A 15,191-nucleotide genomic window follows, 5' to 3' on the forward strand; every position below is an offset into this window, starting at 1 on the left:
GGCAGCGCACCTTATAACCGCCCGCGGATTCTTAATTCTTCTTCTGTGCTTAAAAATTCTTAATGGTTTTAAATTTTATATTCCGCACATCAAGCAGATTTCCCCAGCGAAATAAAGAAAATTAAAGATTCTAAAAACATTAAATGTATAGATTAACCACAATCCATAAAATTTTTAATTATTAAAAACTTTAGTTCTAAAACTTTTACCATCCTGAAAGAAGGAAGACCAAATCAGCAGAAAATCAGAGATTTTCATAAGAACTTAGGTGGACTTCTGCCTACTGCATTTACCTTAAAATAACTAAAGTGCTTCAATATGCTTTTGTGACTTTTGTGTTGATAGATTAGACACACATCATGATGAAGGCAAGCAATGATTTCAAAATAAAATATACCAATCGGTATATTTTTGTATATTTGTATTGAAATTAAATACTTAAATGTCAAAAGCAGAAAAGACCAAACAGTTCATTATTGAAAAAACGGCTTCTATATTTAACACGAAGGGCTATTTGTCTACGTCTTTGTCTGATATCACAGAAGCAACCGGTCTAACCAAAGGAAGTATCTACGGAAATTTCGAAAATAAAGATGAAGTCGCTCTTGAAGTATATAAATACAACTCAAACCTTCTAGCCAAAAATATGGCCCGCTCTCTAGGGGAAGAATTTCCTTCTACGATTGATAAACTTAACGCTTTTGTTAATTTTTACCGTAAAAACTGGAAAGCGGTATTTGAAAATGGCGGGTGTCCTCTGATGAATGCTGCCACTGAAGCCGATGATACTTTTCCCAGCCTGAAAAAACAGGTCACCCGATCGTTTGAAATTTGGATAAAAAAAATAGCAGATGTAATTGCAGACGGTCAGCAAAACGGAGAAATACATCCAACGATCAATGCTGATGAGTACGGATCTCTGTTTATTATGATGATTGAAGGCGGAATATTACTGTCCAAAACAACAGAAGAGGAAAAATATTTACATATGGCTTTGGACAGAATCGTATTCATGATCGATAAAGAATTAAAAATACTTCCCTCATAAATTTTTCACTATGGAAACAAAAAAAGTGGCTATTATAGGATACAGCAGAATTCCTTTCGCAAGAATCAATACAGCCTATGCAGACCTGGATAATCAGGAACTTTTGGAAGCTGCACTGAACGGACTGATCAACAAATACCATCTACAGGGAAAACTTCTTGGTGAAGTAGCCGGTGGCGCGGTAATTAAACATATCTCTGAAAGCAACCTCATCAGGGAATCTGTGATGAATACGACACTGGATCCTGCTACGCCTGCCTGTGATCTTCAACAAGCCTGTGATACTGGAATTGAAGCTGCAGTCTATATTGGAAATAAAATTGCCTTGGGACAAATTGAAAGTGGTATTGCCTGTGGCGTGGAAGCCATGAGCAATATCCCTTTTGAGTCTGCGCCAAGATTAAGAAAAGCCCTGTTAAAAGCCAATAAGGAAAAATCAGTATTGGGAAAACTAAAACAGTTGCTGACTCCACAACTGAAAGACTGGATGCCTATTCCTTATAAAGGACAGGAACCGAAAACGGGTCTGGTCATGGGCGGACATACGGAAATCACGGCAAAATACTATCAGATATCGCGTGAAGAGCAGGATCAACTGGCGCTAAAAAGTCATCAGAATATGGCCAAAGCTTATGACGAAGGTTTTTTTGATGATATGATCATTCCTGCATTCGGTTTGGATAAAGACAATAATCTTCGCCGCGATACCAGTATTGAAAAGCTTTCGCAGCTAAAACCGGCTTTTGATAAAGAGAACGGAACTTTGACCGCTGGAAATTCTACCCCTTTTACCGATGGTGCTTCAGCAGTTTTGATGGGAAGTGAAGAATGGGCCAAAGCCAACGGACTTCCTATTCTGGCGTATGTCACCTTTTCAGAAGTAGCGGGAATTGAATATGTGGAAAATAAACATAACCTGCTTCTCGCCCCCGTTTTCGCCGCAGACAGAATGCTCAGAAAAGCAGGAATGAGCCTTGAAGATTTTGATTATTATGAAATTCATGAAGCATTTGCCGCCCAGGTTCTTGCCACCATCAAAATCTGGGAAAATGATGATCTGGCGAAAAAAATCGGTTTGGAAAAAGCACTGGGAAAAATCGACAGAGATAAGCTGAATGTAAAAGGCGGAAGTCTCGCAGTAGCCCACCCGTTTGCCGCAACAGGCGGTAGAATTATTGGCACGCTGGCGAAACTGCTCCATGAAAAAGGAAGCGGAAAAGGGTTCATTTCTATTTGTGCCGCCCGTGGACAAGGAGTAACGATGATTTTAGAAAAATAAAACAGAAAATATGGACAGATTAGCACAACTACAGCAATTCATCGGAAAGGAATTTGACCAGTCACCATCCCCTTTCATGAAATGGCTCAATCCGATTGTTCTTTCTGTAGAAGCAGGACATCTGGAGTTTCAATATACCGTAAGACCGGAATGGTTGAATCCTATTGGAAATCTTCATGGCGGGGTAACAGCAGCCATCGTTGACGATATCATAGGAGCCACCATGTTCTCACTGAACGAAAATTCTTTCATAACAACCATCAATAATGTGATCGATTATTTTTCAACTGCAAAAGAAAATGATAATATTGTAGCCGAAACGAAAATTATAAAAAGAGGGCGGCAGTTTGTCAATGCGCAATGCGAAATATGGAACGCAGACAAAACAAGACTGATTGCCAGAGGAACCTCTAATCTATTCAAAATTAATAACTAGATATGAAAAGAGTTGTCATTACAGGACTGGGCGCGGTGACGCCTTTGGGGAACAATGTCGAAGATTTTTGGCAAAATAGCATTAACGGTGTCAGCGGAGCAGGTTTAATTACCCATTTTGATTCAGAAAAATTTAAAGTGCACTTCGCCTGTGAAGTGAAAAACTTTGATCCGAAAGTTTATCTGACCCACAACGAAATAAAAAGAAGCGATCTGTTTTCACAATATGCAATGTATGCTTCTACTGAAGCTATTCAGGATTCTGGACTGGAGCTGGAAAAAATGGACCCGTTTGATACCGGCGTAATCTGGGGTACTGGTCAGGGAGGAATGCTCACCTTCGAAACTGAGGTGATGAATTTTTCACATGGTGACGGAACTCCCAAATTCAATCCATTCTTTGTCCCTAAATTTATCGCCAATATGGCTTCAGGAATGATTTCCATGAAGTTTGGGCTTCAGGGAATCAATTATACTACTATTTCAGCGTGTGCAACAGGAAATACAGCATTGATGGATGCCTTCAATTATATCCGCCTTGGAAAAGCAAAAGTCATTATCAGCGGTGGTTCTGAAGCAGCAATCACTCCGGCTTCTGTGGGTGGTTTCTCCATTATGAAAGCAATGTCTACGAGAAATGATGATTTTGCAACTGCAAGCCGTCCTTATGATGCAGACAGAGATGGTTTTGTAATGGGTGAAGGTGCCGGTGCTCTGATCCTTGAAGAGTATGAGCATGCCAAAGCAAGAGGTGCAAAAATTTATGCTGAACTTGGTGGCGCTGCAATGACTGCTGATGCCTATCATATGACAGCACCTCATCCGGACGGAGTGAGTGCCATTAAAGCCATGCAGCTGGCAATGAAAGAAGCAGGAGCCAATATGGAAGATATTGATTATCTAAATCCTCACGCCACCTCTACTCCACTTGGAGATCTGGTAGAATTAAAAGCCATCAGTTCAATATTCAGAGGAAGCAAGAACCTTGATATCAGTGCTACAAAATCTATGACAGGACATTTATTGGGGGCTGCCGGAGCTGCAGAAGCCATCCTTTCGATCAAAGCTATAGAAAAAGGAATTATTCCTCCAACGATCAATCTGCATAATATCGATGAAAACATCCCTAAAGATGTGAATATCATTTTTGGAGAAGCCAAAGAAAAGGAGATCAATTTCGCATTAAGTAATGCCTTTGGATTCGGAGGACATAATGCTACTTTAGTTTTCAAGAAGTTTAAATAATCTTTAATGATTCAATAATTCAATCCCTGTGCTCTCTGGCGCAGGGATCTTTTGTTTTTCCTCTTGCACGTTGTGCGTTAATCCGGCAGCCGGTCACGCTCTTTTTATTCTGTAAAATCTTTCGGAATGATGATTCGAGCTTTTTTGGTTAAAGCAAATAAAAAAGCAGCCAAAAAATGACTGCTTTCATATTGTAGCCTCTCAGTAAGAAGCTTTTTAAGTTCTTTAAAATAGTAATTCTCTATTCTGAATCTTGTATAAAAAAATCATCTGCACCGTCTGCAATCGGAATATATAATCTTTCCCATTCCTGACCATTTACAATTTCCCAGGAATGTCCCTCTCCTTCAACATCCTCCGCTAAAAGAATAATTCCCGGTTCAATTTGAAATGTAGAGCCATCACTTACCTTAAACAGGATACTTCCTTTTAATGTCACCACATATTGTCTTCGAGGTGCAGCATGCTTCTTTTTCTCCCATTCTTCAGTGACCGTACTAGCCCAAAAAGTGGTTGTGTTCATAGGCTTCAAAGTTGGGATTTTCCCCGTTTCGAAGGCACTTGTCCCATCAGGATGACTGAACAATCTTATGGCAGAAATAAACGCACTCGTACTTTTCAAACTGATACTATCTTTTTATACAATGCTGAATCAAAACTAAGATCTTAACCATTCAGAGGAGGAGAGATACTTCTGATCGGGATAATAAATGAAAAGGCAGTTTCGTCCTTTTATGGTATTAATGATGGGTTGTGTCAATGCTCTCGGGACAGCGGGACATCCCCAGCTTCTTCCGATTCTTTTATGCACTGATGCAAATTCATCGCTTACATAATCGGCTCCGTGCATCACGATCGCTCTTCTGTACGCTGCATCATTAAAACCTTTGTCCATTCCTAACAATTTCAAAGAATATCCGTTGTCTCCCTGGTAAGTGGCATCCGTGATATAAAATCCCAGACTGCTCTGCAGCGAACTTTCCGTATTAGAAAAATTCGCAGCAAATTCTTCGCCTGTATTTTTTCCGTGTGCTACCAGTGAATTGAACAGTACCTTTTTCTCATTCGTATCAATCACCCAAAGTCTTTTGGTGTTCGAAGACATAGAAAAATCGCAGATAGTCAATAAATGCGAGTCCTGATTCAGCAATCCTGCTTCTTTTAAATTTTCAAATCCTGTTAATGCTTTTGAGAAAACCTCATAATTTAATTCATGCTCAGGATCAAATGGAATTGATTTGTACAATTCTTCTGATGAAGATGCTTTAGCGGCAGTCTTCTCAGATTTCGTGTCAGCTACTTTTTCAATTTTTGCTGTATTTACATTCCCAGTCTTTACTGCCTTACCCGGCGAAAGATAGAATGAAGTCGTGACCATATACACCAGGCCTAATACACTATAAATTCCTCTCATTCAATAATATTAAATTCCAAATTAGTGAGGCAAAATTATAAAAACATAACTGTCAGACAGTTATAACTCTACAAAGTTTAACGCTATTTAAGAAACTTTAACGTCTTGATTACGTGAATTAAAGAGGTTTATTTTTCCGAATCTGCAACAAATTCCAGGCTCACAGAATTCATACAATATCGCAATCCTGTTGGCTTTGGACCGTCATCAAAAACATGTCCCAGATGAGAATCGCATCTTTTGCAGAGCACTTCCACCCTTTCCATTCCGTAGGCAGTATCTCTTTTGTAATAGACTCCTTCTTTATCGGCTTCAAAAAAACTTGGCCATCCGCAACTGCTGGAGAATTTTGAAGTGGAACGGAATAAATGATTGCCACAAACCGCACAATAATAGTCTCCGATTTCATCGAATTCGTTATACTTTCCTGTAAACGCTCTTTCCGTAGCAGCTTCTCTGGATATAGCATATAAGTCGGGCGCCAGAATTTTTTTCCACTCCTCATTGGAAATATCAAGTTTTGTCGTGTCGGTTCTGGAGTAGTATGGATTGTTTTTTGCTTCTTTATCTTCCATAGGATGAATTTTAAATATTTTTGAGATTAAGCTTAAAAAATTAAACCACAAAAGTCATAAAAGCTTTTTGAAACTTTAAAACGCTTAGTTTAAAAAGCTTACTACTTTGAACTTTTTTATAGTAAAATATTAATTTTCAATAGTTTAAGAATTTAAGACTTTTATGAGTTTTGTGGTTGGATATTAAATATCAGACTTCACAACCAAATTTACTAAATTTGAGAATATGAATGATGAAGCAAAAAGAAAACAACTGAGAAAATATAAAGCATTTGCCACCGGATTATTTGTTCTGATGGCTATCATCTTTATAGCCACAACCCTACTTCAGAAATCTAACCATTCCCACTGGGTAGGCTACGTACGTGCGTTTTCCGAGGCAGCCATGGTTGGAGCTTTGGCAGACTGGTTTGCGGTGACGGCCTTATTCCGGCATCCGCTTGGACTTCCAATTCCCCACACCAACCTGATTGAAAACAGCAAACAAAGGCTGGGAGACAATCTTGGCAGTTTTGTGGTCAGTAATTTTCTTTCTCCGCAGAACATACGTCCCTACATTCAAAAGATTAAAATTTCAAACTTCGTTGGAGAATGGCTCTCCAAGGAAAAGAGTCAGGAAATTCTTATCAGAAACCTGTCAGACATTGTTCTGGACATTCTTAATAAACTTGATGATACTTCTGTAAGCCAGTTTATCAGCAAAAAAGTGTCTGAAATGACAGATGACATCAAGCTTAATAAAGTGGTAGGAAACGGCATCAATTATATTTTGGAAAAGAATGATCATCAGAGAATTGTTACCAATCTTTCCAAACAGATCAAAGACTATATCATCGAAAATGATGATATGATCAAAGAGCGGGTCGAAAAAGGCAGTTATTCTTTTATCCCGTCTTTCGTTGACAATAAGATTGCCACTAAAATTGCCAGCGGACTGTCCGACTTTTTTAAAGAGATCGAGGAAGATCCGCAACATGAAATCCGAAATCTTATTACCCAGAAGATTTATGAATTTTCGACCGATCTGAAAGAAGATCCGAAATGGGATGATGAATTTAAAACCATCAAAAACGGCCTTCTTAAAAATGATAAACTGGACGAATATTCAAGTGACATCTGGATTTCTATCAAGAAAACATTGATGAAAGAACTTCAGGATGACCATTCTGCTTTAAAAGGTTATCTCACGAAAAATCTGAATGAATTTTCCCAAAATCTAAAAACAGACGAAAATCTTCAGAATAAGATCGATCACTGGGTAAGAGTGACCGCTTATAAGTACATTCTCAAAAATACCCATCAGTTTGGAAACCTCATCAGCTCTACCGTTGGAAACTGGCAGGGCAAAGAGCTGAGCGAAAAAATGGAACTGGAAGTAGGAAAAGATCTTCAGTTTATCCGGGTGAACGGAACACTCGTAGGAGGACTGGTAGGGTTAATTATCTACACCATTGCCACTTTCTTTCTCTAAAAACTATTCACCACCAACCATGAAAAAACTATTCATCACATTATTTCTTCCCCTGTTTATGCTCTGTTGCTGCCAGAAAGTAGAATTAAAAACAGTAACAGATTCTTCTCAGATTTTTAAAGGTGAAATTGCGGGAATGCCTGTCACCATGCAACTCTGTTATTCAGGAATTGCAGACTGTAGCTTGTATCAGTACTTTGTAGACGGTTGGTATTATTACGATAAATACCAGAAGAAAATACCTCTGACCGGTATTTATGATTACGGAAAATTAACTTTATATCATTTTGGAAATCAACAGAAACAAAACGCTAAACTGTTGAAAGATCGGATTACTTCGCCACAGCAGGTGGAAAAAACTGCTGAAATTGCAGAAAAATTGACACCCAAAGAATATATTATTTTTGAACCGGGGAATCTCAAAGGAAATTCTATTGAAGGAAATTTCTACTTAAATAAAAAAGTGCAATCTGCCCATCTGTTTACCGGCAATGACATGATTTACCGTTTTAATAATTATCTTACCTTACCCAATAACAAGAAGATCAATACTTTTGATTTCATCAACAAACATGGAGGAAACCAATTGATTTCTTACGCTTCAGGAGAAAACGGGAATCGCATTTTATTATATTTTGAACATTCTTCCAACTTTAATGCCTGTGGAAGATGCGGTGCCAGTGAAGGCGAGAAAGGCTATAGAATTTTATATTTTACCAAAGACTGGAATTATAAAAATTACGAAGAATTTCTCACTGAAAGTTGTCTTGAAAACATTTACAACACGGTAGAGTCGAAATCTAAAGACCGAAAAACACTACAATTTAGAGTTAGTAAAACAGCCTCTTTCCCCGCTTATATCTTTACAGTTGATATTAAAAATGCAACGATTTTGAAGTCCAAATAATTAAAGTTTTTTCGAAAATAAAAGTTCACCAAGTATTGATATTTAAATATTATTTATATTTGTCTTTTACTATATTGGTAAAAATTTTAAGAATATGAAAAAAACATTAAGATTAAAAGGAGGTATCCCTTTATCAAGAAAGGATTTAAAAAACATTACAGGAGGATTAATTGATTTTGTCAACTATGACCCTAGCAATGAATGTCAAAATGCAACAGAAATTGTACCTATCGGTTGTCCTTGTAATTCAAAGAGTTACTGCTCTAGAAGATTTGGACCCGGAGCTATTGGTAATCAGGGAGGACCTTCTACAATAGAAGGCGCATGTATCGGAGGTGTATGTGCAGGATCAACTGGTGTATAATTTCAAAATGAATTGACACTTAAAAAAACGCTGTAGTTTTAAAAAATTACAGCGTTTTTTTTAATATCCCTTTATCGTTATTATTTTGTAAGATGATAAATAAACTGAGAATCTTTATCTAGGCAATCTTCCGGCTCTCGTTAATAATTCCTTATTGATCTCATTGATCAGTTCCGGGCCTTCATAGATAAATCCGGTATAAAGCTGTACCAGAGTTGCTCCTGCATCCAGTTTCTCAATAGCATCTTTTGCACTATGGATTCCCCCCACTCCGATGATCGGGAAAGCTTTGTTGCTTTTATCAGAAAGGTATTTGATCATTTTTGTACTTCTTTCACGGATTGGTCTTCCACTCAACCCGCCATTTCCTATCTGTTGTAAAAATTCAGGAGAGGTTTTAAGACCTTCCCGGTTCACAGAGGTATTGGAAACAATCACTCCATCTATTTTCGTTTCTGCAATCAGTTCAACAATTTCATCCAACTGAGCGTTGTTAAGATCCGGAGCAATTTTCAGTAATATGGGTTTCTGTACAGATTTTGACTGGTTAATTTTTTTTACTTCTGTAATCAGCTCACGCAGATACTCTACATCTTCCAATTTGGCGTGGCTCCCTACATTCGGGCAGCTTACATTCAGTACAAAGTAATCTACATGAGGATGAAGACCTTCAAAACAATCCAGATAATCCTGGGTATAGTTTTCCGGGCTTGTATCGGTATTTTTCCCGATGTTGCCACCGATGATTATTTTTCCTTTATTTCCTTTGAGTTTTTCTATGGCAGCCTGAAGACCATCATTATTGAAACCCATCCTGTTGATGATTCCTCCATCTTCAATGAGACGGAACAATCTTTTCCTGGGATTTCCAGCCTGAGCTTTTGGAGTTACGGTTCCGATTTCTACAAATCCGAAACCAAGATCCCCCAACTCGTTGAACAAGACTGCATTTTTATCAAAACCGGCAGCCAATCCTACAGGATTTTTAAATTTCAATCCGAAAACTTCTCTTTCCAGACGTTTATCTTCAATAGGCTTAGGGAAAAATAATTGAGTAAGAAATCCAAAATTCTTTAGCACCGAAAAAGTAAAGTGATGAACATCTTCGGGATCAAATTTGAAAAGAATAGGTCTGATGATACTTTTGTACATTGAAAAAAAGTTTTACAAAAATACTCATTTTAAAATAAATGAAATCTTGATGTAAGATAGTTTTAAACACAAATTGCACTAATATTTTTCACGAATAACACAAACTGCTAATCTGTGAGTGTTTTTCACGCAAAGTTTCATACTATATCTCCTAGCTTCAAGGTGATCAAAGAGGCGTGGCTACGCCACTGAATAAGCGAAAGCTTTATCCACAAGCTTCATCGAATCAATTAAAAATTGATTCTTTCGTTTGCTTTCCTAAAATAAACGCAACATCATAGAAATCTTTGCGTGAAATTATTACAAATAGGAACTCAAGTCAAAATTCAAAATAGCTCCTACTCTTTTAAATTCATCATCTATAGTAGCATTAACCGTAATTCTTTCGTTAGAAATAGGATGATTAAAAATCAATTGATGTGCGTGGAGCGTCATTTTGTTGATGCCAAATGTTTGAAGCCACAACTTATTTTGCTTATTACAGCCGTGTTTTCTGCACCCTAAAATAGGATGCAGAATATGTTTGAAATGTTTTCTCAACTGATGAAATCTTCCTGTTTCAGGAATGGCTTCCACTAAACAATATCTCGAAGTCTGATGTTTTAAAAAAGGTAAATCTATTTCCGAAGTCTGCAAACGACGATAATAAGTAACAGCATTTTGTCTGACTTCATTTTCATTAATCAAATCATAATCGATGGTTTCTTCTTCTTTCGTCCAGCCTCGTAGAATAGCTATGTATTTCTTTTCGACTTCTCGTGATGCAAACTGATCACTCAGGATTCTCAAGGTTTCTTTATCTAAAGTAAATAACAAAACACCCGAAGTTTTCCGGTCTAACCGATGTACAGGAAACACTTTTTGCCCAATTTGGTTTCTTAATTCCTGAATAGCATAAGTATCTGCTTCTCCTGCATAAAAAGATTTATGGACCAGTAATCCGCTGGGCTTGTTGATGGCAATAAGGTGCTCGTCACGATAAAGAATTTCTAACATGGGACAAAAGTAGAAATTTTCGGATGATTTAGCCCTGATTGAACGGCATGTTTGAGCTCATTTTATTGTATTAGGCGCGGCGGCGGAGCCGCCGCGCCTAATACAATAAAATAGCGAGTAGAGAAAGCAGGTTCCCGGCTCCTGAAATAGTACAATGTTTTGCGGTTATCTGTTTTATTTATCTATTTTCGCGGAAAAATTATCTTATGAAATTATTATTTTCGGCTTTATTCATGGCATTTTTCTTTATTTCGACCGCTGCACAGGTTTCAGATTCTCTTAAACTTGGGAAGAATAACCGTGAATTTTTCATCAAAGGAGATCAGAAATTCAAGTTCTCGGAATACAAAAAGGTATTCACCAATCCTGAAGCTTTAGGCTATATGAAAAAAGCGAATACCAACGGTACGGTAGCACAAATTTTTGGAGCTATAGGCGGAAGTTTTGTAGGTTTCGGACTGGGTAGAGAGATATTCCGAACGAAAACAACCTATCAAAATGGGGTTGCTTACAAGAAAAAAGATAAAGGTGGCTGGGGATTGGTAGGAATCGGTCTGGGAGCTATAGGAATCGGAATTCCTTTTGCTATAAGTTCAGGAAAAAATATGAAGAAGGCCATCAATACACAAAACCAAGCTGGCGGTACAGACGAAACCAAAACAACTTCGTACCAACTTGACCTTAGCGGAAACAGCATTGGTCTTACTTATAGTTTCTAAAATCCCGGGAATCTGTTCAATCAGCGAAAGTATTTAACGTAACATCTATCATTTAAACTTAAATTTTAAGGTGGCTAAAAGGAATCAACAAGTTGAACTTTGAGTAATATTTTTTGGATGAACCCCTATTTTTCTGTTAATACACTCTTTTTTTATTGAATTTCATGAATTTGGAATCCAAATTCATATTTTTGCACATCAGACGTAAAAAAATTATGGCAAAGCAAGAAGATGTTTTCAAGAAAGTGATTTCTCACGCTAAAGAATATGGTTTTATTTTCCCTTCCAGTGAGATCTATGACGGTTTATCCGCTGTTTATGATTATGGACAGAATGGTGCCGAATTAAAAAACAATATCAAACAGTATTGGTGGAAAGCGATGGTACAGCTGAACGAAAATATTGTGGGTATTGATTCCGCGATCCTTATGCACCCTACCACATGGAAGGCATCAGGCCACGTAGACGCTTTCAACGATCCATTGATTGACAATAAAGATTCTAAGAAACGTTTCAGAGCAGATGTTTTAGTGGAAGATTACTGTTTGAAAATTGAAGAGAAAGAAAATAAAGAAATTGAAAAGGCAGCGAAAAGATTCGGTGATTCTTTTGACAAGGCTCAGTTTGTAGCAACGAATCCAAAAATTCTGGAATACCGTGCGAAAAGAGAAGCTATTCTTTCAAGATTGGCAAAATCTCTGGAAAATGAAGATCTTGCTGATGTAAAAGCATTAATTGAAGAATTAGAAATTGCTGATCCTGATACGGGTTCTAAGAACTGGACGGAGGTAAGACAATTCAACCTGATGTTCGGAACTAAACTTGGAGCTTCAGCAGACAGCGCGATGGATCTTTATTTGAGACCGGAAACAGCTCAGGGTATCTTCGTTAATTTCCTGAATGTACAGAAGACATCACGTCATAGACTTCCTTTCGGTATCGCACAGATCGGTAAGGCATTCCGAAATGAAATTGTTGCAAGACAGTTTATTTTCAGAATGCGTGAATTTGAGCAAATGGAAATGCAGTTTTTTGTAGCTCCGGGAACTGAACTTGAATTCTACGAACAGTGGAAAACAAAACGTCTGAACTGGCACCTGGCTTTAGGTTTAGGGAATGACAACTACAGATTCCATGATCATGAGAAATTGGCGCACTACGCGAATGCAGCGGCTGATATTGAATTTAACTTCCCATTCGGTTTCAAAGAGCTGGAAGGAATTCACTCGAGAACGGATTTCGATTTAAAAGCTCATGAAAAGCATTCAGGTAGAAAACTTCAGTTTTTCGATCCTGAAAGAAATGAAAACTATGTTCCGTATGTAGTGGAAACATCTGTAGGCTTAGACAGATTGTTCCTTTCGATCTTCTCACACTGTCTTAAAGATGAAGTCCTGGAAGATGGTTCCGAAAGAACCGTTTTATCTTTACCACCAGCATTGGCTCCAGTAAAAGCTGCTATACTTCCGTTAATGAAAAAAGATGGTCTTGCTGAGTATGCTGAAAACATCTTCAATGATCTGAAATATGACTTCAACTTATTCTACGAGGAAAAAGATGCGATCGGAAAACGTTACAGAAGACAGGATGCCATCGGTACTCCTTACTGTATCACCATCGACCACGATTCTCTAACGGATCATACGGTAACGATAAGAGACAGAGATACGATGCAGCAGGAAAGAGTTCCTGTTTCTGACTTAAGAAGAATCATCGACGAAAAAACAAACTTCAGAAATCTACTTTCTAAACTATAGATTAAAGCCCCAGATCATGGGGCTTTTTTATTGCTGTTTATTAGCCTAAATAGCAAAACTAAACGCTCGATGATTCTGCGGAAAAGACGATTGATTATAATCTTATCATTCTTCGAGACCTATAAAGCTTTTCATATTTAGAAAAACTCAGCATTATCTACTTGCTTCATCAGTAAAATTTTCAAGTTCTCCGTTTTATTTAGAATATTAATAAAGAAAACGAAACTTTTCGTACGTATTCCTTAATTTACTATTTTTGGCAAAATTAATAATGATGAAAAAAATATATTTTCTGCTCTTCGGATTGTTCCAAACTTTATCTTATTCCCAGACGCAAGACCTTACAGCACTTGCCGCCGGCGACCATGTGGGAATGAATGCCCTGTTTGACGATAAAGACAACCTTTACGGCTATGTCTCTCTTTATTCTTACGGAAAAACAGGCGACAAGACCAAAAAATTCGAATATGTTATCCTGGATAAGAACCTTAACCCTGTTGCCAACAAAGAGTTTGAAGGAGATATTACAGCAGCTTCTTACCGTGGGTATGTTGACTTTAAGGGGCAGATCATCTTAAGACCTTCGATGATGGATTATTCTCTGGTCAAAACAAGAGAAATCTTTACGCCGGTGTCTATGGTGATTGATCCGAAAACCAATACCATCAAAAGAAAAGTATATTACGATTATCTTGAGGACGGAACCTTCAAGGAGATCAACGAGCCTAAAAACTGGAAAGCACAGCGTAAAGAAAACCGCGAAGAAAAAAAGGAAAAGGGGTACAACTATGTTTCGGCTGTAGGAGAAGTAAAGGAAGGGGGCTATTTTGCTGTGGAATATAAAGACTACGGAAAATATGTGAACAACAACAGTCTCATTAAATTTGATGATCAAAAAAAGGAGCTTTGGCGCTATAAATACAATACTGACGGTTCCAAAAAAGTTTTCTCCACCCTTTCTGTTCTGGAAAAAGATGAGAAATACATGTACTGCATCATGAAAAAGGCAGATGACGATAAAAAATCTTTCAGCCTGGTCGTGATTGATATGAAGACCGGAAAAGAAGTCGCCAATAAGCCAATCACAGGGCTTTCTGATACAACTATTGACCTCATCGACAGTTTTTCTTCAGGCTATGACAGCAGCATTGACAATGATAAAACATTTGATGATAAAATTGTTCTGCTGGGACGAAATTTTGCCAAGTATGATTTTGTAGGCTATGCTAGAATGATGGTGAACAAATCTGACTTTACAGTAGATACCAAAGAAATTAATTTCAAACCGGATTTCGCCTCCTTTCTGCCAAAGATCAATGCCAATGGTATGGTAGAAAGCGGTTATATGCTTCAGACCAAAGATATGTACTTCATGAATGACGGAAGTGTGGGAATTCTTTCTGAAAAGTATAAACCAGCCGGTCAGTACAATGCTCCAAAAACCACTGACCTTGTGTATGTGTATACAGATAAAGATTTCAAGATCAAAAATATTAAGGTTTTCGAGAAAGAAAAAACAAAATGGGTCAACAGTGATTATCTTTTCTCTCAATACCTCAACGATGGAAAAGATGTTGTTTTCTTATACCGCGACTATCAGAAAGATGAAGTGACCAGGCAGAAAAAATGGAATCTTTTCATCAATACAGTTATTGACGGTAAATTCAAACAGGAAATCATTCCTATCTCTGAAAAAGATAATTATGCCGTAACGCCATACGTTGGAAAAGAAGGGTATATTCTTCTCCGTGAGTACAACGAAAAAGAAAAATTCAATAAAATCCGTTTAGAAAAACTGAACTATTAAGAAGAATCCTGATGATTGGACT

Annotated in this window: 15 protein-coding genes; 10 read left to right on the top strand and 5 right to left on the bottom strand. The window is 37.6% G+C overall.

The window, feature by feature from the left end; genetic code table 11:
- Window positions 1-442: 442 nt before the first annotated feature.
- Genes EG346_RS05040 through fabF form a run of 4 tightly spaced genes read left to right on the top strand, consistent with a single transcriptional unit; the run spans window position 443 to window position 4,007 of the window.
- Window positions 443-1,048 (top strand): TetR/AcrR family transcriptional regulator, encoded by a 606-nt coding sequence (locus tag EG346_RS05040; protein WP_123877184.1) that lies wholly within the window; start codon window positions 443-445, stop codon window positions 1,046-1,048.
- Window positions 1,049-1,058: 10 nt separating this feature from the next.
- Window positions 1,059-2,327: an acetyl-CoA C-acetyltransferase gene (locus EG346_RS05045; protein WP_123877185.1), complete on the top strand. Its 1,269-nt coding sequence runs from the start codon at window positions 1,059-1,061 to the stop codon at window positions 2,325-2,327.
- 10 nt (window positions 2,328-2,337) lie between these two features.
- Window positions 2,338-2,763, top strand: a complete 426-nt coding sequence (locus tag EG346_RS05050) for a PaaI family thioesterase (RefSeq protein WP_123877186.1) — start codon at window positions 2,338-2,340, stop codon at window positions 2,761-2,763.
- Between the two features lie 2 nt (window positions 2,764-2,765).
- The gene (gene fabF / locus EG346_RS05055) at window positions 2,766-4,007 is read left to right on the top strand and encodes a beta-ketoacyl-ACP synthase II (RefSeq protein WP_123877187.1); all 1,242 of its coding nucleotides are present in this window, start codon (window positions 2,766-2,768) and stop codon (window positions 4,005-4,007) included.
- Window positions 4,008-4,248: 241 nt separating this feature from the next.
- Here the strand turns inward: fabF and EG346_RS05060 are convergent, their stop codons facing one another.
- From EG346_RS05060 to msrB, 3 genes are all read right to left on the bottom strand, one after another.
- Complete coding sequence (locus EG346_RS05060; protein WP_228426606.1) at window positions 4,249-4,629, bottom strand: cupin domain-containing protein; 381 nt, start codon at window positions 4,627-4,629, stop codon at window positions 4,249-4,251.
- 36 nt (window positions 4,630-4,665) lie between these two features.
- Window positions 4,666-5,421 carry a murein L,D-transpeptidase catalytic domain family protein gene (locus EG346_RS05065; protein ID WP_123877189.1) on the bottom strand — a complete coding sequence of 252 codons (756 nt, stop codon included), beginning with the start codon at window positions 5,419-5,421 and terminating at the stop codon, window positions 4,666-4,668.
- 128 nt (window positions 5,422-5,549) lie between these two features.
- On the bottom strand, window positions 5,550-5,996 hold the full coding sequence (msrB, locus tag EG346_RS05070; protein WP_123877190.1) for a peptide-methionine (R)-S-oxide reductase MsrB: 447 nt from the start codon (window positions 5,994-5,996) through the stop codon (window positions 5,550-5,552).
- A gap of 226 nt (window positions 5,997-6,222) precedes the next feature.
- Between msrB and EG346_RS05075 the strand changes: the two genes are divergently transcribed.
- The 3 genes from EG346_RS05075 to EG346_RS05085 all read left to right on the top strand — a co-directional run bounded on the left by EG346_RS05075 (window position 6,223) and on the right by EG346_RS05085 (window position 8,738).
- Entirely contained in the window at window positions 6,223-7,467 is a 1,245-nt protein-coding gene (locus EG346_RS05075; protein WP_123877191.1) for a DUF445 domain-containing protein, read from the top strand.
- A 19-nt stretch (window positions 7,468-7,486) separates the two neighbouring features.
- Window positions 7,487-8,374: a hypothetical protein gene (locus EG346_RS05080; RefSeq protein ID WP_123877192.1), complete on the top strand. Its 888-nt coding sequence runs from the start codon at window positions 7,487-7,489 to the stop codon at window positions 8,372-8,374.
- Window positions 8,375-8,468: 94 nt separating this feature from the next.
- A complete protein-coding gene (locus EG346_RS05085; RefSeq protein WP_073330645.1) occupies window positions 8,469-8,738 on the top strand; it encodes a hypothetical protein in 270 nt (89 codons plus the stop codon).
- Window positions 8,739-8,852: 114 nt separating this feature from the next.
- Here EG346_RS05085 and EG346_RS05090 read toward each other — a convergent pair whose 3' ends face one another.
- Both EG346_RS05090 and EG346_RS05095 read right to left on the bottom strand, forming a co-directional pair.
- A complete protein-coding gene (locus EG346_RS05090) occupies window positions 8,853-9,890 on the bottom strand; it encodes a quinone-dependent dihydroorotate dehydrogenase (protein ID WP_123877193.1) in 1,038 nt (345 codons plus the stop codon).
- A 300-nt stretch (window positions 9,891-10,190) separates the two neighbouring features.
- A complete protein-coding gene (locus EG346_RS05095; RefSeq protein ID WP_123877194.1) occupies window positions 10,191-10,886 on the bottom strand; it encodes a pseudouridine synthase in 696 nt (231 codons plus the stop codon).
- Between the two features lie 206 nt (window positions 10,887-11,092).
- Here EG346_RS05095 and EG346_RS05100 point away from each other — a divergent pair, with 206 nt between their 5' ends.
- The 3 genes from EG346_RS05100 (at window position 11,093) to EG346_RS05110 (ending at window position 15,169) form a co-directional block, all read left to right on the top strand.
- A complete protein-coding gene (locus tag EG346_RS05100) occupies window positions 11,093-11,605 on the top strand; it encodes a hypothetical protein (RefSeq protein ID WP_073330655.1) in 513 nt (170 codons plus the stop codon).
- 215 nt (window positions 11,606-11,820) lie between these two features.
- On the top strand, window positions 11,821-13,362 hold the full coding sequence (locus EG346_RS05105) for a glycine--tRNA ligase (protein ID WP_123877195.1): 1,542 nt from the start codon (window positions 11,821-11,823) through the stop codon (window positions 13,360-13,362).
- Window positions 13,363-13,636: 274 nt separating this feature from the next.
- A complete protein-coding gene (locus EG346_RS05110; protein ID WP_123877196.1) occupies window positions 13,637-15,169 on the top strand; it encodes a hypothetical protein in 1,533 nt (510 codons plus the stop codon).
- Window positions 15,170-15,191: the final 22 nt, after the last annotated feature.

The organism is Chryseobacterium carnipullorum, assembly GCF_003815695.1.
GTDB classification, from domain to species: domain Bacteria; phylum Bacteroidota; class Bacteroidia; order Flavobacteriales; family Weeksellaceae; genus Chryseobacterium; species Chryseobacterium carnipullorum.

Bases quoted from the DNA above. Each gene is read 5' to 3' on its own strand.
- EG346_RS05110 (WP_123877196.1), top strand. From the start codon at position 13,637: ATGAAAAAAATATATTTTCTGCTCTTCGGATTGTTCCAAACTTTATCT.
- EG346_RS05085 (WP_073330645.1), top strand. From the start codon at position 8,469: ATGAAAAAAACATTAAGATTAAAAGGAGGTATCCCTTTATCAAGAAAG.
- EG346_RS05045 (WP_123877185.1), top strand. From the start codon at position 1,059: ATGGAAACAAAAAAAGTGGCTATTATAGGATACAGCAGAATTCCTTTC.
- EG346_RS05065 (WP_123877189.1), bottom strand. From the start codon at position 5,421: ATGAGAGGAATTTATAGTGTATTAGGCCTGGTGTATATGGTCACGACT.
- EG346_RS05040 (WP_123877184.1), top strand. From the start codon at position 443: ATGTCAAAAGCAGAAAAGACCAAACAGTTCATTATTGAAAAAACGGCT.
- EG346_RS05075 (WP_123877191.1), top strand. From the start codon at position 6,223: ATGAATGATGAAGCAAAAAGAAAACAACTGAGAAAATATAAAGCATTT.
- EG346_RS05095 (WP_123877194.1), bottom strand. From the start codon at position 10,886: ATGTTAGAAATTCTTTATCGTGACGAGCACCTTATTGCCATCAACAAG.
- EG346_RS05080 (WP_123877192.1), top strand. From the start codon at position 7,487: ATGAAAAAACTATTCATCACATTATTTCTTCCCCTGTTTATGCTCTGT.
- EG346_RS05100 (WP_073330655.1), top strand. From the start codon at position 11,093: ATGAAATTATTATTTTCGGCTTTATTCATGGCATTTTTCTTTATTTCG.
- EG346_RS05105 (WP_123877195.1), top strand. From the start codon at position 11,821: ATGGCAAAGCAAGAAGATGTTTTCAAGAAAGTGATTTCTCACGCTAAA.
- EG346_RS05050 (WP_123877186.1), top strand. From the start codon at position 2,338: ATGGACAGATTAGCACAACTACAGCAATTCATCGGAAAGGAATTTGAC.
- EG346_RS05090 (WP_123877193.1), bottom strand. From the start codon at position 9,890: ATGTACAAAAGTATCATCAGACCTATTCTTTTCAAATTTGATCCCGAA.
- msrB (WP_123877190.1), bottom strand. From the start codon at position 5,996: ATGGAAGATAAAGAAGCAAAAAACAATCCATACTACTCCAGAACCGAC.
- fabF (WP_123877187.1), top strand. From the start codon at position 2,766: ATGAAAAGAGTTGTCATTACAGGACTGGGCGCGGTGACGCCTTTGGGG.